This window comes from Pseudomonas sp. NPDC089422, assembly GCF_044749405.1.
Lineage (GTDB): Bacteria > Pseudomonadota > Gammaproteobacteria > Pseudomonadales > Pseudomonadaceae > Aquipseudomonas.
This window is the reverse complement of record NZ_JBIVHW010000003.1, coordinates 143,938-167,898: the sequence shown is the minus strand read 5'-3', so window position 1 is coordinate 167,898 and position 23,961 is coordinate 143,938. Positions and strand designations below refer to the sequence as shown.

Genomic DNA, 23,961 nt, shown 5'->3' with positions numbered 1-23,961 from the left:
TCAGTGGCTCAACTGGCTGGAAAACTGCCCCACCGCATCCACCACCTTCTTCGCCCCTTCCTGGATCTCGACGATCACCCCACCGGTGTCCGCCGCCAGTGCCAGCCCCTGCTCGGCCTGGCGCTTGCTGGTGTCGATGATGTCCACCGCCGCCTGGGCCAGTTGCTCGTTCTGCTGCACCACCTTGGCAATCTCCTCGGTGGCGCTGCTGGTGCGCGAGGCCAGCTGCCGCACTTCGTCGGCGACCACGGCGAAGCCACGGCCCTGCTCGCCGGCGCGGGCGGCTTCGATGGCGGCGTTGAGCGCCAGCAGGTTGGTCTGCCCGGCGATGTCGCTGATGGTCTTGATGATGGCGCCAATCACCTTGGACTGCCTGTCCAGTGCCTGGATACCCTCGGCAGCGTCCTGCATGGAGCCTTCCAGCCCACGCATCACGTCCACGGTCTGGGTCACCACATCGGTGGCCTTGCGCGCGCTGCTGTCGGTCTCCAGGGAGGTGTTGTAGGCAATGTCGGCAGCCTGCGCCACCGCCTGCTCCTGATTGACCTGATCGGTGATCACGGTGGCGAACTTGACCACCTTGTACAGCACATCGTGGGCATCGAAGATCGGGTTGTAGGAAGCCTCCAGCCAGATCGTGCGGCCATGGGCGTCGACTCGCTTGAAACGGTCGGCCACGTATTCGCCACGGCGCAGGTTGTCCCAGAATGCCTGGTAGCCCGCCGAGTTGGCTTCCTCCGGTTCGCAGAACATGCGGTGATGCTTGCCACGCACCTGTTCCAGGCTGTAGCCCACCGTCTGCAGGAAGCGGTCGTTGGCAGTCAGCACCTCGCCATCGAGGTTGAATTCGATCACGGCGGTGGAGCGCATGAGTGCCTTGATCAGGCTCTCATGCTCACGGGAGGCTTCAATGGTGCGGGTCAGGTCGCTGGAGTGCATGGAGAAATGCCTGATCCGCCCGTCGACAGTCTTCACCGGCTGCAGGATGGAGCGCAGCCAGGCTTCCTCGCCGTTGCCGCGCAGCAGGCGGAACGCGCCGTTGAGGTGCTCGCCACGGGTGATGGCATTTTTCATGCGCTGGTAGAAATCGAGCTTCTTCACGTGCGCCGGCACAATGTCTTCGATGTTGCGGCCAATCAATTGCTCGGCACGGTAGAGCATCTCGCTCTCGAAGTTGCCGTTGACCTGCTCGATGCGCCCCTGGGGGTCGAGCTGCAGCACCAGCATCTCGCTGTCGAGGCTGCTCTTGACCTGCTCGACGGCCATCAGCTCTTCGCGCAGTTGCTGAATTTCTTTCTTGAGTTTGCTGTTGAACATCACCGCACTCCCGGAGCGCATCAAACCGATTCGGATGCATCTTCATCGGCTGCGCCGCGTGCTGCTTGAGCGCCCTGCAAAGAAATATTCACACAGGCGAAACTGCCGGAAATCAGGCGTCACCTGCGCGTCACAAGGCTGTCATGTGAGCGCAACGCAGCAGGTGGACACTTTTTGTCATGAATACACCTGCCCTACGCATCTGCCTTGTCAGCGAAACCTTCCCACCCGAAATAAACGGTGTGGCCAATACCCTTGGCCGCCTCAGCGAAGGTTTGCGACAGCGTGGCCACCAGGTGGAAATCGTTCGCCCACGGCAAGCCAACGAGGCACCGGCGGACGATGACCAGGGCCTGTTGCTCTGCCGCGGCTGGGCACTGCCCGGCTACCCTGGCCTGCAGTGGGGCGAGGTGTCGATGCACAAGCTGTTGCGCCGCTGGCGCCGGCAGCGCCCGGACGTGCTGTACATCGCCACCGAAGGGCCATTGGGCCTCAGTGCCCTGCGCGCTGCGCGGCGCCTGGGGGTTGCCGTGGTCAGCGGCTTTCACACCAATTTCCCGCAGTACTCCGGCCAATACGGCCTCGGTCTGCTGACGCGCCTGCTCACCCACTACCTGCGCTGGTTCCATCGGCGCACCGCCGCCACCTTGGTACCCAGCGTCAGCCAACGTCTGGAGCTGGAACGTCGCGGGTTCGAGCGCCTGGCGCTGATGGCCAGGGGCGTCGACGCCTGCCTGTTCAACCCCGCCCGGCGCAGCCAGGCGTTACGCGAAAGCTGGGGGCTCGGCACGAACGACATCGCCGTGCTGCACGTCGGGCGCCTGGCAGCGGAAAAGAACCTGACACTGTTGCAGCCCTGCCTGCACGCCTTGCAGAAAACGTATCCACAGCGGCGCCTGCGCCTGGTGGTGGTGGGTGATGGCCCGCAGCGGGCCACCCTCGAACAGCAGATGCCGGATGCAGTGTTCTGCGGTGCCCAGCGCGGCGAAGCGCTGGCCGAACACTACGCCAGCGGCGACCTGTTCCTGTTCCCGAGCCTGACCGAAACCTTTGGCAACGTGGTGCTGGAAGCCATGGCCTCGGGCCTTGCCGTAGTCGCCTACGACGAAGCCGCCGCGGCCCAGCACATCCGCCATGGCCACAGTGGCGCGCTGGCCATGCCTGGCGACCAGTGCGCATTCATCGATGCCGCCTGCTGGCTGCTGGAAGAAAGCGAAACCCTGCGCCGGGTCCGCCTGAACGCCCGCCAGCACGCCAGCCGCCAAGGCTGGCCGGCGATCGTCGAGCAATTCGAGTCGCACTTGTTCAACGCCTGCCACACGACGCCTGCCGGCAGCCAACCGACCGGCTCCGCGCTGGCGATCAAGCCAGGGTCGTCAACGCCTCGCGGCTGAACGGCAAAACATCCGCCTCACGCCCTTCGCGCACCTTTTGCGCCCATTCAGCGTCCACCAGCAGGGCACGGCCAACCGCCACCAGGTCGAACTCTTCGTCAGCCAGTCGGCGCAGCAGGCCTTCCAGGCTGGCCGGCTTGGCCACCTTGTCGGTGGCGACCATGAACTGCAGGAATTCGCCATCGAGCCCGACGCTGCCGACGGTGATGGTCGGCTTGCCGGTGAGCGTGCGAGTCCAGCCGGCCAGGTTGAGCTCGGAACCTTCGAACTCTGGCTCCCAAAAGCGCCGGGTCGAGCAGTGGAAGATATCCACACCCGCCGCCGACAGCGGTTCGAGGAATGCTGCCAGTGCTTCCGGCGATTCCACCAGACGTGCGCTGTAGTCCTGCTGTTTCCACTGCGAGAAGCGGAAGATGATCGGGAAGTCCGGCCCCACGGCAGCGCGCACGGCCTGGACCAGTTCGATGGCGAAGCGCGAACGGCCGGCCAGGTCACCGCCATACTCATCGCTGCGGCGGTTGCTGGCCTCCCAGAAGAACTGGTCGATCAGGTAGCCGTGGGCGCCATGGATCTCCACGCCGTCCATGCCGATGGCCTTGGCATCGCGGGCCGCGTCGGCAAAGGCGGCGATCACGTCACGGATATCGTCATGGGTCATGCCATGCACCAGCACCTGGCCGTCCTTGACCTTCTCGCTCGGTCCATAACCCGGCACGCTGGCGTCCGGCTCGGTGCCCAGGCGGCGCACCGTGCCGACGTGCCACAGCTGCGGCACGATACGGCCACCTTCGGCATGCACCGCATCGACTACCTGCTTCCAGCCAGCCAAGGCATCTTCACCATGAAAACGCGGCACATTGGGGTAGCCGTTGGCGGCCTTGTGCCCGACCGTGGTGCCTTCGGTGATGATCAGCCCCACGCCTGCCGCGGCACGCCGGCGATAGTACTCGACCACGCCGGCGTGCGGCACGCCACCGGGGCAGAAGGTACGGGTCATGGGGGCCATGACGACGCGGGTCGGCAGCTCGAGCGCGCCGAGGGTGAAAGGCTGGAACAGGGGGTTGCTGGGCATGGGGCGCTTCCGTCTGGGGAGGAAATGCGCCTGAGGTTAGGGGGTGCGAGGTGCTGGGCCCAGCATTATTGATTTGAGTGATTCTGTTGTATCGCCGGGGCGCGTAGCGGCCCCGGCAAAAGTCAGTTCAGGGCTTTCTCGATGGCTTGCACTATCGATGGATCATCTGGAGCGGTACGCGGGGCAAAGCGCGCCAGCACCCGGCCATCCTTGCCCACCAGAAACTTCTCGAAGTTCCAGCTGATGTCCCCCGGGAACTCGGCGCCCTCGCCCGCCAGCAGGCGATACAGCGAGTGACGCTGCGGCCCGTTGACCTCGAGCTTGGCGCCCAGCGGGAAGCTGACGCCGTAGTTCAGGCTGCAGAAATCCTGGATTTCCTTTTCGCTGCCAGGCTCCTGGCCGGCAAACTGATTGCAGGGCAGGCCCAGGACATTGAAGCCCTTGCCCTTGAATTGCTGATGGAGCTTTTCCAGCGAGGCGTATTGCGGCGTCAGGCCGCACTTGGAGGCGACATTGACCACCAGCACCACCTGGCCCTTGAACGGTGCCAGGGGCAGGTCCTCGCCGTTCAGCGCCTTCAACGTCAGGTCGTGAAATGCACTCATGATGAATCCCCTCTCAGGTTCCCGGTTGCCGCTGGGGGCAAATTGCGCCCACTAAAAAGGCGCTCTTCCAAGCCGCGCACCTCCCGCGAGGGAGGCATGCCGGCTTGTCCGAGCGCCTGGCGACTTTCTGAGCTTAGCGCAGAAAATCAGTGGTGATGGCCACCTTCACCGTGGATGTGACGGTGAGCGATTTCTTCTTCGCTGGCGTCACGCACGTCGACAACCTTGACCTTGAAGTTCAGGCGCTGGCCAGCCAGTGGGTGGTTGCCGTCGACAGTGATGTCGTCGCCGTCGATGTCGCGGATGGTGACGATCTGCATCTGGCCGTCCGGCGCCGAAGCGTGGAACTGCATGCCGACTTCCAGTTGGTCGACGCCTTCGAACAGGCTGCGGTTCAGGGTGCTGACCAGCTCGGCCAGGTATTCGCCGTAGGCGTCTTCCGGCTCGATGGCAACGTCCAGCTCGTCACCGGCTTGCTTGCCTTCCAGGGCTTTTTCCAGGCCTGGGATGATGTTGGCGGCACCGTGCAGGTAGACCAGCGGCGCGCCGCCGGCGGAGCTGTCGATGGTCTCCCCGGCGTCGTTGGTCAGGGTATAGTCGATGGAGACAGCCTTGTTGGCGGCGATCAGCATGGGGCAAGACCTTTTGCAAAAGTATGTAGAGCGGACAAGTGTAACCAAGGCATCGCCCGATTGCGACCGCAGCGCGGACCAGGGGCGACCCATCAGTCGGATCACCGGCTTCCACCAGGACGAAGAAGGCCACTGGGTGGTCGAGCTGTCCTGCGGCCACACCCAGCACCTGCGCCACCAGCCACCGTGGCAGGCACGCCCGTGGGTGCTCGATGCCGACCAGCGCGCCGAGCGCATCGGCCAGCCATTCGCTTGCGGCTGGTGCGCACAAGGGGCCGATAGCGCTACCCTTGGCCGTTGATTCCTTGCACCGCTTATTTCGAGAAGCACGCATGCAGACATTTTTCATTGCGCCGACCGACTTTGGTGTCGGCCTGACCTCCATCAGCCTGGGCCTGGTCCGCACCCTGGAACGCGCCGGGCTCAAGGTCGGTTTCTTCAAGCCGATCGCCCAGCCTCACCCCGGCGACACCGGCCCGGAGCGTTCCACCGAACTGGTCGCCCGCACCCACGGCATCAAGCCACCGGTGCCTCTGAGCCTGGCCCATGTCGAGCGCATGCTTGGCGATGGCCAACTGGACGAGTTGCTCGAAGAAATCATCCGCCTGTACCAGCAAGCCTGCATCGGCAATGACGTGGTGGTGGTCGAGGGCATGGTGCCGACCCGCCACGCCAGCTACGCCGCACGGGTCAACCTGCACCTGGCCAAGAGCCTGGATGCCGAAGTGATCCTGGTCTCCGCCCCGGAAAACGAAGTGCTCAGCGAGCTGTCCGGTCGGGTCGAGCTGCAGGCTCAACTGTTCGGCGGCCCACGCGACCCGAAAGTGCTTGGGGTGATCCTCAACAAGGTGCGCACCGACGAGAGCATGGCCGACTTCGCCACCCGCCTGCGCGAGCACTCGCCACTGCTGCGCGGCAATGACTTCCGCCTGCTCGGCTGCATTCCCTACCAGCCTGAGCTGAACGCCCCGCGCACCCGCGACGTGGCCGAACTGCTCGGCGCCCAGGTGCTCAACGCTGGCGACTACGAGCAGCGGCGGATGAACAAGATCATCATCTGCGCCCGCACCGTGGCCAATACCGTACCGCTGCTGACGCCGGGGACCCTGGTGGTGACCCCGGGCGATCGCGACGACATCATCCTGGCCGTGAGCCTGGCCGCGATCAACGGCGTGCCCCTGGCCGGCCTGCTGCTGACCAGCGACAGCAAGCCTGATGCACGCATCCTCGGCCTGTGCCGGGGTGCCCTGCAGGCCGGCCTGCCGATTCTGTCGGTAAGCACAGGCTCCTACGACACCGCCAACCTGCTCAACTCGCTGAACCGTGAAATCCCGGTGGATGACCGTGATCGGGCCGAATTCATCACCGACTTCGTCGCCAGCCACCTGGACGCCGCCTGGCTGCACCAGCGCTGCGGCACCCCACGGGAAATGCGCCTGTCGCCAGCGGTGTTCCGCTACCAGCTGATCCAGCGGGCGCAACAGGCCAACAAGCGCATCGTCCTGCCGGAAGGCGCCGAGCCGCTGCTGGTGCAGGCCGCAGCGATCTGCCAGGCGCGCGGCATCGCCCGTTGCGTGCTGCTGGCCAAGCCCGAGGCAGTCGAAGCCGTGGCCCGTGCCCAGGGCATCACCCTGCCACCTGACCTGGAGATTCTCGACCCCGAACTGATTCGCGGGCGCTATGTCGAGCCGATGGTCAACCTGCGCAAGAGCAAGAACCTCAACGCGCCCATGGCCGAGCAGCAGCTGGAAGACCCGGTGGTGATCGGCACCATGATGCTGGCCCTGGACGAGGTCGATGGCCTGGTCTCGGGCCTGGTGCATTCCACCGCCAACACCATCCGCCCGGCGCTGCAACTGATCAAGACCGCGCCCGGCGCCAGCCTGGTGTCGTCGGTGTTCTTCATGCTGTTCCCCGAGCAGGTGCTGGTGTACGGCGACTGCGTGATGAACCCGCACCCCAGTGCCAGCGAACTGGCCGAGATCGCCCGGCAGAGCGCCGAGTCGGCGCAGGCCTTCGGCATCGCGCCACGGGTGGCGATGATCAGCTACTCGAGCGATTCGGCCAGTGACGAGGAAGTCGAGAAAGTACGCGAAGCCACGCGCCTGGCACAGGCTGCGGAGCAAGGATTGCTGATCGACGGGCCGCTGCAGTACGACGCCGCCGCCAATCCGCACGTCGCTCGCCAGCTGGCCCCTGAGAGCCAGGTCGCCGGGCGGGCGACGGTGTTCGTGTTCCCTGACCTGAACACTGGCAACACCACCCACAAGGCGGTGCAACGCAGCACCGACGGGGTCAGCCTGGGGCCGATGCTGCAGGGGTTGCGCAAGCCGGTGAACGACCTGCCACGGGGGGCGCAGGTGGATGATATCGTGCATACCATCGCCTTGACGGCGATTCAGGCCAGCAGCATCCGCTGAAATGAAAAAGGGCAGGCCGTTACCGGCCTGCCCTTTTTCATCGCGCCGTACTGAACGGCTTACGGGTACTGCTGAACCTGGCCCTGCTGCTGGTCATACTGCTGACCTGGAATAGGCTTCAGGTTGACCTCTACACGGCGGTTCTGGGCGCGGCCATTGGCGTCGGCGTTGCTGGCAATCGGCTGGTCAGGGCCCATGCCACGTACCGTTACACGCGAAGCATCCACGCCCTGCGAGGTCAGGTAGGTGCTGACTGCCTGAGCGCGGCGCTGCGACAGGTCCATGTTGTGCTGGCGGCTGCCGGTGCTGTCGGTGAAGCCCACCACTTCGATGGTGTTCTGGTTGAACGACTTGAACGAGTTGGCCAGGTTGTTCAGCGGGTTGTAGAAGCTCGGCGAAATGTTGGCCGAGTCGGTGGCGAAGGTGATGTTGCCCGGCATGATCAGCTTGATCTGGTCACCCTGGCGCTGAACTTCAACGCCCGTGTTGGCCATTTTCGCGCGCAGCTCGGCTTCCTGCTTGTCGGCGTAGTAGCCGTAACCGGCAGCGGCGGCACCGACCGCGGCGGCACCGATCAACGCGCCCTTGCCACGGTTGTTGTGGTCGATGGCAGCACCGGCAATGGCACCGGCCAGCGCGCCCAGGCCGCCGTATTTGGCAGTCTTGCTCATCCCCGAGGACTCGCCCTGAGCCTGGCCCTGGCTGTCATAAGGATTCTGCCCGGCACAGCCGGTCATCAGGGCTGCAGCGGTTGCGACGATAATCAGACGACGCATGGTGAACATGGACAAGCTCCTACAAAAATTCGTGTGTTCGGCAGATCGCAGAGGGATCTATGCCAGGCATAGATCCCCAGGATACGGAAAAATTCCATGAAAGGCTTTTCATCCAGGCTCAAGCCCGTACGAACGGATTCTCGCGCATCTCGTCGCCGAGGCGGGTATCCGGCCCGTGGCCAGTGACCACGATGGCATCTTCGTCCAGGCGATACAGCCGCTCCTTGATCGAACGAACGATAGCGCGCTGGTCACCGCCCCACAGGTCGGTACGGCCGATACCGCGACGGAACAAGGTGTCACCGGCGATCAGCAGCTTGGCGTCGGCGAACCAGAAGCTCATCGAGCCTGGCGTGTGCCCGGGCGTGTGCAGGGCCACGCCGCAACCACAGGCGAGCGCTTCGTCATCGCCGAGCCAACGGTCTGGCGACGGGACCGGGGTGTAAGGCACGCCGAACATCTGGCATTGCATCTCCAGGTTGTCCCACAGCGGCTGGTCCTGCTTGTGCAGGTGCAGGGTGGCGCCGGTGAGCTCCTTGAGCTTGCCCGACGCGAGGAAATGGTCGAAGTGCGCGTGGGTATGGATGATGCTCACCAGCGTCAGGCCATGGGCCTGCAGGCGGGCGAGGATCTTGTCCGGGTCACCGCCTGGGTCGACGACGATGGCCTTCTTGCTGACCGGGTCGCCGATCAGGGTGCAGTTGCACTGCAAGGGGCCTACGGGGAAGGTTTCGCGGATGAGGGTGGTGGAGGCAGTGTTCATGGGGGCTCCTGACTACTGTCGGGATGGTAGCGTGGGTCAGGGGTGCCTGTCTTGGGGGTTGCAGCGCCTATGAGATCGAGCGCCGCCCGCGCGGCGCATCGCAGGCAAGCCTGCTCCTACATTTGTTTCTGGCCAGTCGAGCCTGTGCCATTAGCTCGATATTGCATCGTACAAGCAAGGGGCCGCGCGCCAATACCTCAGGAACAATTGGCCCGAAACAGATGTAGGAGCAGGCTTGCCTGCGATGCGCCGCGCGGGCGGCGCTCGATCTAACAGGCGCTAAAGATCTTTCGCCAGGCAAACACTAAGGCAAATACAACCTGAACAACCCACCCCCAAGCGCCCCACCATTGGCAATCTCGATTCGCCCGCGCACGCCGTTTCGCTCATGCAATGCCGCAATCCGCGCCGCGAAATACAGCCCGAGCCCGGTGCTGCCGCTCTGCGAGTCGATACCCTGCACGTAATCCTGCTGGCGCTCGAGCATCCGCGCCGGGTAACCCGGGCCGTCGTCGTTGACGCTGATGACCAGATGTTCGTGTTCCTCGCCGATGCTGATCAATAGCGCATGGCCAGCATAGCGGGTGGCGTTGGTGACCACGTTGGCGATCACCGAGGCCACCAGTTCACGGTCGAAAAAGCCCAGCGGGTTTTCGGTCTCGACACGCCAGGTTGCGAGGATGTCATTGTGCTGCAGCACTTCCTGATGGGCCGCCAGCTGCGCCTCGATGAAGTCATCCAGCTCGTGGTAGTCCGGGCATATCGGCAGCTGGTTCACCCCCAGCTTGTACAGCCCCAGCAACTGCACCAGCATGCCGTTGAGGTGACGGAACTCATGCTCGATCACGCCCTGCTCAGTACCGCTGCGCCATTCTTCAGGCAGCCGTGCCAGCCACTGGTCATGGGACTGGATCAGCGCTGACAGCGAATTCTTCAGGTCATGCACGGTGGAGGCAATCACCGTGGAAAAATCCAGCCCCTGGTTATCCTGGCTCATGCGCCGAAGACCTTGATATGCAATTTTCGGTAGCGGTCATAGCGGCTGTCGCTGGTCGGGATGCCCGCCACGCGGGTCAGGCAGTCGCGGCATTCCTGCTGAATCGCCGGCGGGGTCACCTCACCACCGATGCGCAGCAGGGCTTGCGCCGTGTTGAGCGCGATACTGATGTTCTTCGGCTGCAGCGACAGCGCCCTGCGGAACATCTGCAAGGCTTCGTTGAGTTGCCCGGCCTGGTAGCTGCGCACGCCCTGGCGGTTGAGGTCGACCGCTTCGGTGACCGCGCCCAGCACAGTCGGGTCGTCAGTCAATTTGGCCACGCTCTGCATGACCTTGGGGTCGTCGCCGTAGGTTTCCACGCACCCCTTGAGAATGCTGCCGCCGGCCGCTTCCTGGCCAAGCACCTGCAGTTGCCTGGCCACGGTCAAGGCCGCTTCGACCGAGAAGAACTGGTCCATCTTCTCCAGCCGCTGCATGGCCTGCTCGGTGAGCTTGGCGGCAGTCTCGGGGTCGCCCGCCTGCTGCAGGCTGGCGGCCTTCATCAGCCGGGCACGCACTTGCAGGCCCTGGTCTTCGAGGTTGTCCTTGGCCACTTCGCTGAGCACGGTGTTGATCTCGACCCGGGCGCGGGCGTCCAGGCCAAAGCCTGCGTTCTTGCTCATCAGCGCCTGGACCAGCCCAAGGTTGCTTTCGGCATCCTTGTAACGCGAACTCTGCCCCTGGCTCACCGCATGGCGGAAAGCCTTCGAGGCGCTTTCGAAGTCCTCGTTGCCCAGCGCCAACTTGCCCAGTGCAGCCTGCCGGCGCACCGCCAGGGGCGACAAGCGTACCGCTTCCTCAAGCATGCTCTGGGCACGCCTGGTTTCACCCTGAGCGACCAGCACTTCGGCCATGCCATCGTACAGCCCCGGCATGATCGGGAAGGCCTTGAGCGCCTGCTCATAAACTCCCTGAGCCTGGGCGTTCTGCCCGCGCTTGTGCATCAGGTTGCCCAGCGCCGAATACACCCAGGGTTGCGGGCGGCTGGCGAGGATGCCCTTGAGAAACTTTTCCAGCTCATCGAAACGGTTGAGGTCACGCAATGCGTCGGCGCGATAGCGCAGGCACAACGGCGCAAAACGCGGGTCCTTCTTGCACAGCTCGGCACAGGCCGCCAGCACTTCGGCCGGGCGACCACGGTCGAGTGCCTGCAGAATCGGCTTGAGCAGGGTCTTGCGCTGGGTCAGCTTGTCCAGGCGCTGGGCCAGGCCCACGCGGTTGAACGGCTTGGTCAGGTAGGCATCAGGCTCGTGCTCGAGGGCACTGAGCACGATGGCCTGGCTGCTCTCGGCCGTGACCATGATGAACACACACTCATGGCTGATCAGCCTGTCGAGGATCAAGTCCTCGAGGACCTGCTGGCCGTTCTTCTTGCCGTCACCGAGGTGGAAGTCCTGGAGGATATAGTCGTAGCGCTTCTGCCCGCACATGCGCAGGGCCTGCTCACCGCTGTCTGCGGTGTCCACATCGCGCACCCCCAGTTCACGCAGCATGGAACGGGTCGACGTGCGAAAGTCAGTGAAGTCGTCGACGATCAGAAAGCTCTTTTGCCCGTACTGCAGCATCAACACGACCTGTATTGGGAAGATGGGTGGATGGCGCGAGGCGATGCATACCGCCGAAACCTGTATCGGCAGCCGGTCAGGAAAGATGAGGGTAGAGAAAGCAGCGCACTCACAGGATAACGACGCAATGGCCTTGCGCCATCATTTTACCGTGCCATGCCCCTTGCGGCCAGCTTCAGGCCAGCAAGCCCAACGACTTGGCGCGGGCCACTGCCTGGGTGCGACGCTCCACCCCCAGCTTGCTGTTGATATGGCTGGCATGGGTCTTGACGGTATGCAGGGAGATGAACAGCCGCTCGCTGATCTGCTGGTTGGAACAGCCTTGGGCGATCAACTCAAGCACCGCCAGCTCACGACCACTCAGTGCTTCAGCGGCACTGCCCGAGGGTGCCGCAGGCTCTGGCAGACGCGCCAGCAGTTCGGCCTGGGCCTGGCAGGCTGGCTGCGCCAGTAGTTGCTCACGCAGCCATGAAGGGTGCAAGTCGATCAATCGCTGGAAGGGCTGCACCACCCCGCCCCGGGCTGCGCTCAATGCCATGGGGAACAGCTGCGCTGCCTGTGCTTCGCGCCCCTCGCTCAACAACAGGTCGACCCACTGCGACAGTGCGTGCAGGGTGAGCATCATGCCGCCACTGGCCTGCCCGCGTTCGGCCAGGGCGCACAGGCGCGCCACGGCGTCTTCACTGCGCTGCTGCACACGCTCAAGCAGGGCCTGCTGCAGTTCGATATGCAACGGCAGCAAAGGGTGGAACTCTGGCGCCGCCGCAGGGTGCTCGCCGCCGTAGGTCTGCCCCAGGCGCAGCAACCAGGACTCGGCCAGATCGATGCGCCCCTGCGCGAGCCACAGCTCGCACTTCACCAGGGTGATCATCGCCAAGTAGAAGATCGGTGGCACATCCCAGATGTGCATCAGCCGTTCCGCCTCGGCCAGTTCGGCGAACGCCTCGGCATACTGGCCCTCACGGCCATCGAGCGAAGCAATCACGCAATGGCCGATCAGCACGCTGATGTCGCGGCAGGCGCGCGCCTCGCCCAGCCCTGCACGCAAACGCGCGCGCCCTTGCGCAGGTTGCAGGCGCGCCACCAGCAGGTAGCCCTCGTACAGGGTCAGCCGCGCCCGCACCGCATACAGCCGCTGAGCCGACAGCCCCTGCAGGCGTTGCAACCCTTGGCGCACTTCATCCAGCGCCCGCAACACCTCGCCGCGGGCATGCAGCACCCGCGCACGATCGTAATGCGCCAGCGCCTCGAACAACGGGTTGCCGACACGCTGCGCCAGCTCCAGCGCTTCGCGGTTCCAGCCACGGGCACGCCAGAAATCGCCGTCGGCAATGGCCAGGTTGGACAACGTCGACAGGCACACCAGGCGTTGACCATAGCGCTTGCTCGGCAGGCTCTGCAGCGCTTCGCCACAATAGGCCAGGGTCCGTTCGCGATCACCCCGGCCACGGGCAATGACCCCGCTCAGGGCCAGCCACTGCGCCAGCATCGACTTCTGCGCAGTGGCTGAAGGCGCAGGCAGGAAGCGACTGAGGTAACCGACCAGTTCCTCTGCGGCATCCAGCTGGCAGGCCAGGCCAAGCGCCCAGCTGTACAGCACGATCAACCGCGGCGTGCTGATCAGCAGGCTGTCGGGCAGGTCCATCTTCCAGCGCAACAGCATGCCGACGTTCTGCTCGGCCAGCAGTTGTTCTTCGGACAGGCTTTGCACCAGGTCGGCGGCAACATCGAGGTGGCCGGCACGCAATGCCTGTTCCACCGCCTCGTCGAGCAACCCCTGGGCCTGGAACCAGCGACAGGCACGCAGGTGCAGGCGCGCCAGCGGTTCGCTGGACTGGCGGCTGCGCAGCAGGTCTGAGAACAGGTGATGGTAGCGATACCAGTGGCCATGCTCGTCCAGCGGTACCAGAAACACCTGATGCGCCTGCAGATAACGCAGGATCGCGTCACTGTCGTGACGTTCACGCAGCGCATCGCAAAGTGCCGCGCAGAAGCGCTCCTGGCAGGCCGTGTCGAACAGAAACGCCTGCACGTCGGCCGGCAGCATCACGATGACTTCTTCCAGCAGGTAATCACGGATCAACCCTTCACCACCGTGCAGGGCCTGGGGCAAGGCATGCTCGTCACCGGCTTCGCTGGCGGCCAACTGCCAGAACCGCAGCCCGGCCACCCAGCCATCGCTGCGTTGAATCAGGTTGTCCAGCGCCTGACCGCGCAGCCCCGTGGGCTGGCGGCCAATCACCGCCAGTGATTCGTCCGCTGTCAGGCGCAGATCCTGCTCGCCAAGCTCGACCAGCTGCCGTGACAGGCGCAGCCGTGCCAGGTGCCAGTCCGGGCGCTGACGACTGGTGACCAGCATTACCAGGCCAGCGGGCAAGTGATTGAGGAAGAACTGCAGGCAGCGATCGAGTACCGGCCCCTGGGCCAGGTGATAGTCATCCAGTACCAGCAGCAAAGGTGTATCGGCCTGGAGGTAGAGCGCCAGCTCGTCGAGCAGGCTGTCGATCCACTCTTCGAACGCAAAGGGTTGGTGGCGCTGGCGCATCTTCAGCAGGCCCATGGCCTGCCCTCCCAATGCCGGGCAGTACTGCTGCAGCCCCTCGAGCAGGCGTTCGAGGAAACGGCCGGGGTCGGCATCCCGCAGGCTCAGGCCGAGCCAGAGGCTGCGCCAATGGCTCGGCAGCGACTCGCAGAATTCGATGGCCAGGGAGCTTTTGCCAAAGCCAGCAGGCGCGTTGACCAGCAGCAGACGCCCGCCAAGGCCACTCTGCAGCCGCTGACACAGACGGGCACGCGGCACGTGGCCGTCCGGCTGTGGCGGCCGGAAGAAGCGCCCGTCCAGCAGGCCCAGGGCCTGACTGGCGAATCCATGCGTACGGGACAGATCTGTCATGGCCGGCTCGTTCTGTTGGGAAGACTACGGCGGTACGGATGCTTGCGAGACTAGCGGGTAATGCAACGCATTTGAAGACGATGGGAGCCATTGGCCCGGAAAAGACTGCGACAAAACGCAACATGGCTGATAGACAGTGGCTGGGGCGGGGCTTTGGCGAGGTATTCATCGGTTTTATCGGCAAAGCCAAACAGAAACACCCCGGCAAGCCGGGGTGTTCTGGGAGGGTCACACGGAGTTGCAGGGTTTCAGCTCAACGGATACCCGACTGGCGCAGGGCGGCTGGCTGGAAATCGGCCTTGCTGGCACTGAAGCCGAAGTCGTAGGCACGCTTCTCTTCGTTCTTCATGCCCAGGGCCAGGTAGCGGCCCGACTGCAGATCGTAGATGGTTTCAAGGGTATACCACGGCACCTGCACGTTGTAGTACGGCTGGGCATGGGCCTCGGACACGCGCCACAGCTGGCCGCGGCCGTCATACTGGTCGATCACCGCAGCTTGCCAGGTGTCCTCGTCGATGTAGAAGTCACGCTTGGCGTAGATGTGCCGCTGGCCCGGCTTGAGCGTCGCGACCACGTGCCAGACCCGGCGCAGCTCGTAGCGGGTCAGGTCCTGGTTGATGTGCCCGGCCTTGAGGATGTCGGCGTACTTGAGCTTGGGGTCATCCAGCTTGAAGGCGTTGGAGGCGATGTACATCTCCTTCTTGCCTTCGAGCTTCCAGTCGTAACGGTCCGGCGCGCCGTTGTACATGTCCAGGTTGTCCGAGGTACGCAGGCCATCGGCCGCGGTACCCGGGCCGTCGTACGACACCTGCGGGGCCTGGCGCACACGGCGCTGACCGGCGTTGTAGATCCACGCCTTGCGCGGCTCCTTGACCTGGTCGAGGGTCTCGTGCACCAGCAGCACGGTACCCGCCAGGCGCGCTGGAGCGGTCACCTCCTGCTTGAAGTAGAACAGGATGTTGCCCGGGTTGTTCGGGTCGTAATCCTTCATCCGGTCGCGGAACACGAACTGGTCCTGGAAGTACACCAGGCTGTACGACCCGTTCTGCTGCGGCGTGGCCTGGGTTACCAGGCGGGTGACGCTGCCGCCGCGGTAGCGGGTGATGTGGTTCCAGATCACTTCCAGGCCGCTTTTCGGGATCGGGAAAGGCACGGCCGTCTGGAAGTTGTTCAGGCCGTTGCCGCCTTCGACCAGGGTGGTGGCGGTGGCGTTCTTCTTGATCGCGGCGAACACATCGTCAGGCACCGTGGAGCCACGGTGGGTCTTGAAGACCGGGATCTTGAAGGTGTCCGGGTAGCGCTTGAGCATTGCCAGCTGGCCCGGCGAGAGCTTGTCCTTGTACTGATCGGCGTTCTGCGCGGTGATCGTGAACAGCGGCTTGTCACTGCCATAGGGGTCGGCAAGGAAGCCCTTGGCATCGACACTCCCTGCGGTCTTCGACAGCGGCTCCCAGGGGCCGATCGAACCATCGGCGTTGCCGGCCTTTTCTGCCCCCATCGGGGTCAGGGTACTACCCAGTTTTGCCGCTTCATCGGCGGAAACCGCAGCCATGACGCTGGTCGCCAGCAGGGACAGGCCCAGTACACCGGCTTGCAACAGACTTCTGGTCTTGTTCATCTCGTGTCGTCCTGGATCAGTGTTCTTAGAAGTTCACGCCGAAGCTGAGGGCGACGAAGTCGCGATCATCCACGGTGCTGTACTTGCCGTCGAAGAAGGTGGTGTACGACAGGCTGGCGGTATAGGTTTGCTGATACTCCGCATCCAGGCCGAGGCTGATCGCCTTGCGCCCTTCCTCGAAGTTGCCGCCCGGGCCTGGCGAGTAGCCATCGACGTCATGCGACCAGGCCACGCTCGGGCGCAGGTTCACTCCGGCGAAGACGTTGTTGTAGTCCCAGATCGCACGTACGCGGTAACCCCAGGAATCGGCAGTGGTGTAACCGTCGTTTTCGCAGTAGCGCGACACGTTGTTGGCATTCGAAGTACCCAGGGTGCTGGTGTTGAGCGCCTCGCACTGGCCATTGGGCAACGGGCCCGGCCCGAACACCGGGTCACGCCCGTAACGCGCCTTGGAAGTGCTTTCCAGGCCGCCCACGTGGGTCCAGCCGACTTCGCCGACCATGGTCAGCCGCTCCGCACCCATCACCTGGTCGAAGAAGTGCGTGAACGTGGTCTGCAGCTGGGTGATTTCCTTGCGGCGGTAGCCCGGCTGGTCGGCCCCCGGAGTGCCTTGCAGCACGGATACGTTGGGGTTGAGCGGGGTCAGGCCCGAATAGAGGATATCGGTGGTATTGAGCTGTACCGGGGCATTCGGCCGATAGCTGATTTCCCCGCTCCAGGCAGTACCGGTGGGCAGCGTGGTCGAGAAGCTCAAGCCGTACAGGCGGATGTCTTCCGGATATTCCACGTAGTAGCTGGAATTGCCTGCAACCTGCAACGGCATCAGGCTGGGCAGCAGGCCGGCCAACGCGCCGGCCGGCACCCCCGCCCTGACCAGCGCACCGGCCAGGCCGGTGGTGCTGTAGAACTGAGGGTCTGCGCCGCGACCACTGAAGATGGGCGCACGGCTGTGATAGTTCATGAAGTAGCCACCGAACTCGGTGTTGAGCGGCTCGAACATGTAGCGCAGGGCCACACCGAACTGCCCGCTGTCGCGTGCATCGCGATCCGCGCCACGGCGCACGATCACCCCTTCGTCAGGGTTGCCGTAGGTCACGCCCCGGGCGGCCAGGGTGTTGTTTACCGGAGTCGCCAGCGGCCCAAGCCGGCTGGTCAGCGCGTTTTTCGTGGCGAGCACGGCCAGGTTGTTGTTGCAGCCATCGGCAATCACGTCCGGCTGCGAGAAGAACGTTCCGCAGTTGTCGACAACCGTCTGGTCCCACTCGATCTGGTAGAAGCCTTCGGCCGACAGGTTGTCGGTGAGGCTCTGCGACACGTAGAACATGTTGACCGGGATCAGGCCTTCCTTGATCTCGGCTCCAGGACGACGAAACGCCGAGACGTCGATCGGGTTGATCGCGTTGATGCCGCCGCCGATGAAGGTGCTTTCGCCCCAGCTCACCACCTGCTTGCCCAGACGCACCGAGCCCGGCTGATCGCCGATCGCGTAGTTGTGATAGACGAAGGCATCGAGCAGTTCCGAGCCCGCCGACTTGGCGCCTTCCTTGCGGCCCGAGTCGCTGATGTCCTTGAATTCACGGTGTTCGTCTTTCAGCTCGAAGTCGTACCAGTACTTGCCACGTACGAACACGCCGGTGTCGCCGTACTTGAGTTCAAGGTCATGGATGCCTTTGAAGATCTTCGAGAAGGTTTCGCCCTTCTTGAAGTTCAGGTGGCCGTCGTCGGAGGTCTGCGACAGGCCCTTGCCGCCGTTGTTGGCCCCGATCAGGTTCTGGTTGGGGTTGGCGGTGGACCAGCTGGCGCCGACGGAGAGCGACGAGTCGAACTGGCCTTCGATTTCACCAATGTTGAAGCTGACAGCGAAAGCAGGACTTGCGAGCGTGGAAGCAAGGCTGACGGCCAGGGGCAACCTGGCCCGGCGCCAGAACGGATTTGCAGATTTCATCGACGCTACTCCATGTACTTTATTGTTATGGCAGTGAGTCCTTTCAGAAACGGCCCGAGCGACCGGTGTGCAGGTTTGCCCTGCAGCGGCACGTCTTGCGCGTACCGCTCTCCCCCATTCCTGAAGATCCCCTGGCCCCGACTATAGCCAGCAGGCTCAGGTGCTTGATCCCTCTAAAGTGTGATTTGCGCACCCGCTGCCAAATCGCCCCGGTGTTTCCCGGGCAGCGCATCGGCCGTGCTGAAGCATGGCCGATTTTTTTCGTTTGGCAAGGCCTCAGGCTGTCTAGCATGCGGGTCGCACACCGTCGTGTGCGGCCCGCAGCGGGCTTACAAGGTAGACAGGAAGGCGCTGTTACTGGCCTGCCACTGGACGATGTCCTGGCGGATACGCTTCTTGTCGATCTTGCCGACACTGGTCTTGGGAATTTCAGTAACAACGGCGATCTGGCTCGGAATGGCCCACTTGTTGATGTGCCCTTCCTCGACAAATGGCTTGAGATGCTCCTTGAGCGCCTTGGCGTCGATCGACTTGTCGTCACGCACCACCAGCAAGGCGAACGGGCGCTCGCCCCATTGCGGGTCGGCCACCCCGACCACCGCCACTTCGCGCACGGCAGGATGACGGCTGATCAGGTCCTCGAGGTCGAGCGAGGAGATCCACTCGCCGCCGGTCTTGATCACGTCCTTGATGCGGTCGCGGATATCGATGTAACCCATGCCGTCGAGGGTGGCGACGTCGCCGGTGTGCAGCCAGCCACCGTGCCACAGCTCCTCGCTCTTTTCCGGCTCCTTGAAGTAACCCATGGTCAGCCACGGCGCACGCAGCACCAGTTCGCCCTGGGTCTCGCCATCGGCCGGGAGGAAGTTGCCATCGCTATCGATGATCGCCGCTTCCACCAACGGCACCGGCACACCGGCCTTGATGCGGTAGGTGACACGCTCATCCTCGCTGCCGGCCTGCAGCTCGTCATTCAGGTGCGCGGCAGAAATCAGCGGGCAGGTTTCGGACATGCCGTAGGCTGCGGTCAGCTGGATGCCGCGGGCCAGCGCGGCCTTGTACAGCGAGCTGTTCAGGGCGCTGCCGCCGATGATGATCTTCCAGCCGCCGAAGTCCTGGCCCTGGGCATTCGGGCAGTTGAGCAGCATCTGCAAGATGGTGGGCACACAGTGCGAGAAGGTGACCTTCTCTTCGCGCCACAGCTTGACCAGCATGTCCGGCTCGTAGCGGCCCGGGTAGACCTGCTTCATGCCGAGCATGGTGGCCGCGTAGGGGATGCCCCAGGCATGCACGTGGAACATCGGCGTGATGGGCATGTACACGTCATTGCTGCCGAGCAGGCGCACGCTGTCGATGCTGCCGGTCACTGCGGCTTCGGCCAGGGTATGCAGCACCAGCTGGCGATGGGTGAAGTAGACACCCTTGGGATTGCCCGTGGTGCCGGTGGTGTAGAAGGTGGTAGCCACCGAGTTCTCGTCGAAGTCCGGGAAGTCGTAGTGCGGGCTGGCGGCTGCAAGCAGTTGCTCGTATTCGCCGACCAGGTTCGGCAGGTCGGCGGTCTTGTCCGGGCCATCGGTGATCAGCAGGGTCTTGTCGACCGTGGTCAGTTGCCCGGCGATGGCCTGATAGAGGCCGACGAAATCGCTGTTGACCAGCACGAAGCGGTCTTCGGCGTGATTCATGGTGTAGAGGATCTGCTCGGGCGACAGGCGCACGTTGATGGTGTGCACCACCGCGCCGATCATCGGGATGGCGAACATGCATTCCAGGTAACGGTGGCTGTCCCAGTCCATCACCGCCACGGTATCACCGGCCTTGACCCCGGCTTCGGTCAGCACGTTGGCGAGGCGGGCAATACGCTCGTTGAGCTGTGGATAAGTCAGGCGCAGCTGATCGCGATAGACGATCTCGCGGGTCTTTTCGTAGCGGCTGCCGGACATCAGCAGGCGCTTGATCAACAGAGGGAAGGTATAGGCGCCCTCGGCGGGCTTGATGATGCGGGTCTGCAACATGGTGATCCCTTTTCTGAAAAGCATGCCGAACAAGTCTGGATCTACTGTAGTAGCTCAATGTGACGGTCAAATCAGCCGAAGGAATGATTTGGCTGTGCGAGGTATGAGTGGCATTGTGCGGGGAGATGGATCAACCCCTGCCCTGCCTCCGGAGCTTCCCTTGATGCCCAGCTTGCGCCGTGCCGTGTTTCTCGACCACCAATCCCTGGACCTTGGCGACCTCGACCTGTCGCCATTGCAGCAGCAGTTCGACGAATTCGAGCTGTTTGCCGCCACCCGCCCGGAGCAGCTCGCCGAACGCCTGCAGGGCGCGACCGCGGTGGTCAGCAACAAGGTCATGCTCGATGCCGCCACGCTGGCCGCCAACCCGCAGCTGAAGCTGATCCTGGTGGCTGCGACCGGCACCAACAATGTCGACCTGGCCGCTGCCCGCGCCCAGGGCATCACCGTCTGCAACTGCCAGGGCTATGGCACGCCGTCGGTGGCCCAGCACACCCTCGCCCTGCTGCTGGCCCTGGCCACGCGCCTGTGCGACTACAACCAGGCGGTGGCTGACGGCGAGTGGGCCAAGGCCAGCCAGTTCTGCCTGCTGGATTTCCCGATCGTCGAACTGGAAGGCAAGACCCTCGGCCTGCTCGGCCATGGCGAACTGGGCGGCGCAGTGGCACGGCTGGCCGAAGCCTTCGGCATGCGCGTGCTGAGCGGGCAGATCCCTGGCCGCCCGGCCCGTGACGATCGCCTGGCACTGGATGAACTGCTGCCGCAGGTCGACGCGCTGACCCTGCACTGCCCACTCAACGAGCACACCCGGCACATGATCGGTGCCCGCGAACTGGCGCTGCTGAAAAAAGGCGCACTGGTCGTCAACACCGCACGCGGCGGCCTGATCGACGAGCAGGCCTTGGCCGACGCCTTGCGCAACGGTCACCTGGGCGGCGCGGCCACCGATGTGCTGAGCGTCGAGCCGCCGGTCAATGGCAACCCGCTGCTGGAAAAGGGCATCCCGCGGCTACTGATCACCCCACATAGCGCCTGGGGCGCGGTGGAATCGCGCCAGCGCATCGTTGGCCAGCTCAGCGAAAACGCCAAGGCTTTCTTCGAAGGCCAGCCACGCCGCGTGGTCAGCTGAGGCCCGCTCAGTCGCGCGCCCGGCTCTGCTACACTGCGCCACTTTTTTCAGGAGGCGTCGTCCATGGACCCGCGCAGTGAAGTGTTGCTCCGCCAGGCAGAGCTGTTCCAGGGCCCTCTGCTGCTCGCCGGCGCCCCCGCCGACGGCCTGCTCGGGCAACTGCCCCAGGCCCATGGCTGGACCTGGCATGCCGGTGACCAGGCCATGCTCGACAGCCGCTTCCCCGGGCGCAGCCACTACGGCGTCGACGTGCCGCCGGTCGCCTTCGAGACGGCCGTGCTGTTCCTGCCCAAGTCCCGCGAACTGGCGGCCTACCTGCTCAATGCCCTGGCATCCGGCCTGGCGGGCCGCGAGCTTTACCTGGTGGGTGAAAAGCGTGGTGGCATCGAAGGCGCGGCCAAGCAGCTGCAGGCTTTCGGCAAGCCGCGCAAGCTGGACAGCGCGCGGCACTGCCAGCTGTGGCAGGTGACCGTGGACAACGCCCCGCAAGCCAAACCACTGGAAAGCCTGGCCGAGCGCTTCACGCTCGACCTCGAAGATGGCCCACTGCAGGTGGTGAGCCTGCCTGGGGTGTTCAGTCATGGCCGCCTCGACCGCGGCACCGCCCTGTTGCTCAAGCACCTGGACAACCTGCCGGTCGGCCATGTGCTCGACTTCGGCTGCGGCGCAGGCGTGCTCGGTGCCACGGTCAAGCGTCGTTATCCACAGAGCCAGGTCACCCTGCTGGATGTCGATGCCTTCGCCGTTGCAGCAAGCCGCCTGACCCTGGCGGCCAACAACCTTGAAGGCGACGTCATCAGCGGCGACGGCATCGATGCCGCGCCTGCCGACCTGAGCCTGATCCTGAGCAACCCACCGTTCCACACCGGGGTGCACACCAACTACCAGGCATCGGAAAACCTGCTGAAAAAATCCGGCCAACATCTGCGAAAAGGCGGCGAAATGCGCCTTGTGGCGAACAGCTTCCTGCGCTATCAGCCACTGATCGAAGGTGCCCTGGGCAACTGCCAGACCTGCGCCGAGGCCGATGGCTTCCGTATCTATCGCGCAACACGCAGTTAAAAACAGGGCTTGCCGAAACTGCTTTGGCTAGGCAGAATCCGCACCGTCCTAGGGGAGTAGTCTCCCGCGAGCGCCCTGCTCGCCCGGTACGCGTCAACATACTTGGCCCACAGGCCATGGCGCGTGCGACCCAGCGACCTGCACAGACAGGTCCTCGGTTTGACAAGACCTATGACACGCACACCTTACCCGGGGCGGGAAGGTTGTACGTGTCATAGCCGTGTCGACCCGCCCCCGTAGGAATCCTGATGCTGGAATCTCTGTTGGTCCCCACTGCAATCGTTGCCTTGGCCGAAATCGGCGACAAGACGCAATTGCTCGCGCTCATCCTCGCTGCACGCTTCCGCAAGCCTTGGCCGATCATCGCCGGCATCATTGCCGCCACCTTGGCCAACCATGCCGCGGCCGGTGCCGTGGGTGCCTGGGTCGGCAGTTTCTTCAGCGAGTCGGTGTTGCACTGGATTCTTGCCGCAAGCTTCACCGCCACCGCGCTGTGGACCCTGGTGCCGGACAAGATGGACGATGACGAGAACCCGGCCCGCCGCTTCGGCCCGTTCCTGACCACGCTGATCGCCTTCTTCCTGGCCGAAATCGGTGACAAGACCCAGGTTGCCACAGTAATGCTGGCTGCCCAGTATCCGCACCTGATCCTGGTCATCGTCGGAACGACCCTGGGCATGCTGATTGCCAACGTGCCGGTCGTGCTGGCGGGCAACTTCGCTGCGGAGAAACTGCCACTGACGCTGATTCGTCGCCTGGCAGCGGCCGCCTTCTTCGTGCTGGCGATCGTGGCCGTGTATTCGGCGATGAAGACCAGTGGCTGGGTGGGCTGACCTGAAAAAGCTGGGGCCGCTTTGCGGCCCCGATCGGTTTACTTCTTGGCCGCTTCGTAAAGCGGCATCACCTTCGGAATCGCCGCCTGCAACGAGGCAATCCGGCTGCTGGACGCCGGGTGAGTGCTCATGAACTCGGGCGGTGCGCCCTCCGAGGCCTTGCTCATCTTGTTCCACAAGGTGATCGCGGCATTCGGGTCATAACCGGCACGCGCCGACAGCTCCAGGCCAATCAGGTCGGCTTCGTTCTCGTTGGCGCGGCTGTTGGGCAGGGTCATGGAGTAGTTCACCACGGCGTCGGCCAGCGCCATGCTGTCCTGGCCAAGGCCAAGCAATGCACCGGCGCCCTGGCGCGCCATCTGTACGCCATAGGCCTTGGACATCGCTTCACGGCTGTGCTCGCGCAAGGCGTGGGCGATTTCGTGGCCGACCACTGCGGCGATTTCCGCATCGGTGAGCTTGAGCTGGTCGATCAGCCCGGTGTACACGATGATCTTGCCGCCCGGCCCGCAGTTGGCATTGAGCTCGTCGCTCTTGATGACGTTGACTTCCCAGTTCCATTGCGCGGCATCGGGGCGGAACTTGGGCGTCTGGGCGATCAGCCGGTTGGCGATAACCTGTACGCGCTTGGCATCGGCACTGGACTTGTCCAGCACACCTTTGCTCGACGCCTCGCCGAGGGTCTGCTGGTACGACTGGGCGTACATCTGGTTGACCTCATCGGTCGAGAGCATGCTGAACATGTACTGCTGGCGCTCGACGCCGACAGCACCGCCACTGGTGGTATTCACCGCCTGGCAGCCGGCCAGCAGGATGCCAGCACTCAACAGGCTGACGACAAAAGACTTACGCATCAAAACACTCCCTTTTTACATGCGCCGTATCCTAG

At 64.0% G+C, this 23,961-nt stretch carries 18 protein-coding genes, 2 pseudogenes and 1 riboswitch; of the genes and pseudogenes, 6 read left to right on the top strand and 14 right to left on the bottom strand.

Going from position 1 to position 23,961, the window contains the following annotated elements:
- Nucleotides 1–429: pseudogene (locus ACIPZ8_RS06975) on the bottom strand (methyl-accepting chemotaxis protein); the annotation flags it as partial.
- Nucleotides 430–588: 159 nt separating this feature from the next.
- A pseudogene (locus ACIPZ8_RS06970) lies at nucleotides 589–1,227 on the bottom strand (PAS domain-containing protein); the annotation flags it as partial.
- Nucleotides 1,228–1,496: 269 nt separating this feature from the next.
- Between ACIPZ8_RS06970 and ACIPZ8_RS06965 the strand changes: the two are divergent.
- The gene (locus ACIPZ8_RS06965; protein WP_400720845.1) at nucleotides 1,497–2,711 is read left to right on the top strand and encodes a glycosyltransferase family 4 protein; all 1,215 of its coding nucleotides are present in this window, start codon (nucleotides 1,497–1,499) and stop codon (nucleotides 2,709–2,711) included.
- On the opposite strand, the gene ACIPZ8_RS06960 is transcribed toward ACIPZ8_RS06965, so the two are convergent.
- The 3 genes from ACIPZ8_RS06960 to ACIPZ8_RS06950 all read right to left on the bottom strand — a co-directional run bounded on the left by ACIPZ8_RS06960 (nucleotide 2,680) and on the right by ACIPZ8_RS06950 (nucleotide 5,020).
- The gene (locus ACIPZ8_RS06960; RefSeq protein ID WP_400720842.1) at nucleotides 2,680–3,783 is read right to left on the bottom strand and encodes an NADH:flavin oxidoreductase; all 1,104 of its coding nucleotides are present in this window, start codon (nucleotides 3,781–3,783) and stop codon (nucleotides 2,680–2,682) included. The two genes, ACIPZ8_RS06965 and ACIPZ8_RS06960, sit on opposite strands and share 32 nt — an antisense overlap.
- A gap of 122 nt (nucleotides 3,784–3,905) precedes the next feature.
- A complete protein-coding gene (locus ACIPZ8_RS06955; RefSeq protein WP_400720839.1) occupies nucleotides 3,906–4,388 on the bottom strand; it encodes a glutathione peroxidase in 483 nt (160 codons plus the stop codon).
- 146 nt (nucleotides 4,389–4,534) lie between these two features.
- Entirely contained in the window at nucleotides 4,535–5,020 is a 486-nt protein-coding gene (locus ACIPZ8_RS06950) for a peptidylprolyl isomerase (protein WP_054887500.1), read from the bottom strand.
- Here ACIPZ8_RS06950 and ACIPZ8_RS06945 point away from each other — a divergent pair.
- Both ACIPZ8_RS06945 and pta read left to right on the top strand, forming a co-directional pair.
- Nucleotides 5,019–5,321 carry a DUF3565 domain-containing protein gene (locus ACIPZ8_RS06945; protein WP_400720836.1) on the top strand — a complete coding sequence of 101 codons (303 nt, stop codon included), beginning with the start codon at nucleotides 5,019–5,021 and terminating at the stop codon, nucleotides 5,319–5,321. The two genes, ACIPZ8_RS06950 and ACIPZ8_RS06945, sit on opposite strands and share 2 nt — an antisense overlap.
- 31 nt (nucleotides 5,322–5,352) lie before the next feature.
- Nucleotides 5,353–7,440 carry a phosphate acetyltransferase gene (gene pta / locus ACIPZ8_RS06940; RefSeq protein ID WP_400720833.1) on the top strand — a complete coding sequence of 696 codons (2,088 nt, stop codon included), beginning with the start codon at nucleotides 5,353–5,355 and terminating at the stop codon, nucleotides 7,438–7,440.
- A gap of 59 nt (nucleotides 7,441–7,499) precedes the next feature.
- On the opposite strand, the gene ACIPZ8_RS06935 is transcribed toward pta, so the two are convergent.
- The 8 genes from ACIPZ8_RS06935 to ACIPZ8_RS06900 all read right to left on the bottom strand — a co-directional run bounded on the left by ACIPZ8_RS06935 (nucleotide 7,500) and on the right by ACIPZ8_RS06900 (nucleotide 20,048).
- The gene (locus ACIPZ8_RS06935; protein WP_085673827.1) at nucleotides 7,500–8,225 is read right to left on the bottom strand and encodes an OmpA family protein; all 726 of its coding nucleotides are present in this window, start codon (nucleotides 8,223–8,225) and stop codon (nucleotides 7,500–7,502) included.
- Between the two features lie 109 nt (nucleotides 8,226–8,334).
- Complete coding sequence (locus tag ACIPZ8_RS06930; protein ID WP_400720829.1) at nucleotides 8,335–8,979, bottom strand: MBL fold metallo-hydrolase; 645 nt, start codon at nucleotides 8,977–8,979, stop codon at nucleotides 8,335–8,337.
- A gap of 304 nt (nucleotides 8,980–9,283) precedes the next feature.
- Nucleotides 9,284–9,976: a sensor histidine kinase gene (locus ACIPZ8_RS06925; RefSeq protein ID WP_400720826.1), complete on the bottom strand. Its 693-nt coding sequence runs from the start codon at nucleotides 9,974–9,976 to the stop codon at nucleotides 9,284–9,286.
- The gene (locus tag ACIPZ8_RS06920) at nucleotides 9,973–11,580 is read right to left on the bottom strand and encodes a tetratricopeptide repeat protein (RefSeq protein ID WP_400720823.1); all 1,608 of its coding nucleotides are present in this window, start codon (nucleotides 11,578–11,580) and stop codon (nucleotides 9,973–9,975) included. The genes ACIPZ8_RS06925 and ACIPZ8_RS06920 overlap by 4 nt, the downstream gene beginning before the upstream one ends.
- 175 nt (nucleotides 11,581–11,755) lie before the next feature.
- Nucleotides 11,756–14,473, bottom strand: a complete 2,718-nt coding sequence (locus tag ACIPZ8_RS06915) for a LuxR C-terminal-related transcriptional regulator (RefSeq protein WP_400720820.1) — start codon at nucleotides 14,471–14,473, stop codon at nucleotides 11,756–11,758.
- Nucleotides 14,474–14,726: 253 nt separating this feature from the next.
- The gene (locus ACIPZ8_RS06910) at nucleotides 14,727–16,091 is read right to left on the bottom strand and encodes a DUF1329 domain-containing protein (protein ID WP_400720817.1); all 1,365 of its coding nucleotides are present in this window, start codon (nucleotides 16,089–16,091) and stop codon (nucleotides 14,727–14,729) included.
- Between the two features lie 25 nt (nucleotides 16,092–16,116).
- Entirely contained in the window at nucleotides 16,117–18,036 is a 1,920-nt protein-coding gene (locus tag ACIPZ8_RS06905; protein WP_400720814.1) for a DUF1302 domain-containing protein, read from the bottom strand.
- 329 nt (nucleotides 18,037–18,365) lie between these two features.
- Nucleotides 18,366–20,048 carry a fatty acid--CoA ligase gene (locus ACIPZ8_RS06900; RefSeq protein ID WP_400720812.1) on the bottom strand — a complete coding sequence of 561 codons (1,683 nt, stop codon included), beginning with the start codon at nucleotides 20,046–20,048 and terminating at the stop codon, nucleotides 18,366–18,368.
- Between the two features lie 163 nt (nucleotides 20,049–20,211).
- Between ACIPZ8_RS06900 and ACIPZ8_RS06895 the strand changes: the two genes are divergently transcribed.
- The 3 genes from ACIPZ8_RS06895 (at nucleotide 20,212) to ACIPZ8_RS06885 (ending at nucleotide 23,072) form a co-directional block, all read left to right on the top strand.
- Nucleotides 20,212–21,177 (top strand): 2-hydroxyacid dehydrogenase, encoded by a 966-nt coding sequence (locus ACIPZ8_RS06895; protein WP_400720809.1) that lies wholly within the window; start codon nucleotides 20,212–20,214, stop codon nucleotides 21,175–21,177.
- A 63-nt stretch (nucleotides 21,178–21,240) separates the two neighbouring features.
- Nucleotides 21,241–22,239, top strand: coding sequence for a methyltransferase (locus tag ACIPZ8_RS06890; protein WP_400720807.1), 999 nt, complete (start codon nucleotides 21,241–21,243; stop codon nucleotides 22,237–22,239).
- A 39-nt stretch (nucleotides 22,240–22,278) separates the two neighbouring features.
- Nucleotides 22,279–22,467, top strand: a riboswitch (yybP-ykoY riboswitch).
- Nucleotides 22,468–22,490: 23 nt separating this feature from the next.
- Entirely contained in the window at nucleotides 22,491–23,072 is a 582-nt protein-coding gene (locus tag ACIPZ8_RS06885; protein WP_400721549.1) for a TMEM165/GDT1 family protein, read from the top strand.
- A gap of 38 nt (nucleotides 23,073–23,110) precedes the next feature.
- Here ACIPZ8_RS06885 and ACIPZ8_RS06880 read toward each other — a convergent pair whose 3' ends face one another.
- The gene (locus ACIPZ8_RS06880; RefSeq protein ID WP_400720804.1) at nucleotides 23,111–23,926 is read right to left on the bottom strand and encodes a M48 family metallopeptidase; all 816 of its coding nucleotides are present in this window, start codon (nucleotides 23,924–23,926) and stop codon (nucleotides 23,111–23,113) included.
- Between the last annotated feature and the right edge of the window lie 35 nt (nucleotides 23,927–23,961).

What these genes read in the sequence shown, in the direction of transcription:
- ACIPZ8_RS06965 (WP_400720845.1), top strand. Translation starts at nt 1,497, where the DNA reads ATGAATACACCTGCCCTACGCATCTGCCTTGTCAGCGAAACCTTCCCA.
- ACIPZ8_RS06960 (WP_400720842.1), bottom strand. Translation starts at nt 3,783, where the DNA reads ATGCCCAGCAACCCCCTGTTCCAGCCTTTCACCCTCGGCGCGCTCGAG.
- ACIPZ8_RS06955 (WP_400720839.1), bottom strand. Translation starts at nt 4,388, where the DNA reads ATGAGTGCATTTCACGACCTGACGTTGAAGGCGCTGAACGGCGAGGAC.
- ACIPZ8_RS06945 (WP_400720836.1), top strand. Translation starts at nt 5,019, where the DNA reads ATGGGGCAAGACCTTTTGCAAAAGTATGTAGAGCGGACAAGTGTAACC.
- ACIPZ8_RS06950 (WP_054887500.1), bottom strand. Translation starts at nt 5,020, where the DNA reads ATGCTGATCGCCGCCAACAAGGCTGTCTCCATCGACTATACCCTGACC.
- pta (WP_400720833.1), top strand. Translation starts at nt 5,353, where the DNA reads ATGCAGACATTTTTCATTGCGCCGACCGACTTTGGTGTCGGCCTGACC.
- ACIPZ8_RS06935 (WP_085673827.1), bottom strand. Translation starts at nt 8,225, where the DNA reads ATGTTCACCATGCGTCGTCTGATTATCGTCGCAACCGCTGCAGCCCTG.
- ACIPZ8_RS06930 (WP_400720829.1), bottom strand. Translation starts at nt 8,979, where the DNA reads ATGAACACTGCCTCCACCACCCTCATCCGCGAAACCTTCCCCGTAGGC.
- ACIPZ8_RS06925 (WP_400720826.1), bottom strand. Translation starts at nt 9,976, where the DNA reads ATGAGCCAGGATAACCAGGGGCTGGATTTTTCCACGGTGATTGCCTCC.
- ACIPZ8_RS06920 (WP_400720823.1), bottom strand. Translation starts at nt 11,580, where the DNA reads ATGCTGCAGTACGGGCAAAAGAGCTTTCTGATCGTCGACGACTTCACT.
- ACIPZ8_RS06915 (WP_400720820.1), bottom strand. Translation starts at nt 14,473, where the DNA reads ATGACAGATCTGTCCCGTACGCATGGATTCGCCAGTCAGGCCCTGGGC.
- ACIPZ8_RS06910 (WP_400720817.1), bottom strand. Translation starts at nt 16,091, where the DNA reads ATGAACAAGACCAGAAGTCTGTTGCAAGCCGGTGTACTGGGCCTGTCC.
- ACIPZ8_RS06905 (WP_400720814.1), bottom strand. Translation starts at nt 18,036, where the DNA reads ATGAAATCTGCAAATCCGTTCTGGCGCCGGGCCAGGTTGCCCCTGGCC.
- ACIPZ8_RS06900 (WP_400720812.1), bottom strand. Translation starts at nt 20,048, where the DNA reads ATGTTGCAGACCCGCATCATCAAGCCCGCCGAGGGCGCCTATACCTTC.
- ACIPZ8_RS06895 (WP_400720809.1), top strand. Translation starts at nt 20,212, where the DNA reads ATGCCCAGCTTGCGCCGTGCCGTGTTTCTCGACCACCAATCCCTGGAC.
- ACIPZ8_RS06890 (WP_400720807.1), top strand. Translation starts at nt 21,241, where the DNA reads ATGGACCCGCGCAGTGAAGTGTTGCTCCGCCAGGCAGAGCTGTTCCAG.
- ACIPZ8_RS06880 (WP_400720804.1), bottom strand. Translation starts at nt 23,926, where the DNA reads ATGCGTAAGTCTTTTGTCGTCAGCCTGTTGAGTGCTGGCATCCTGCTG.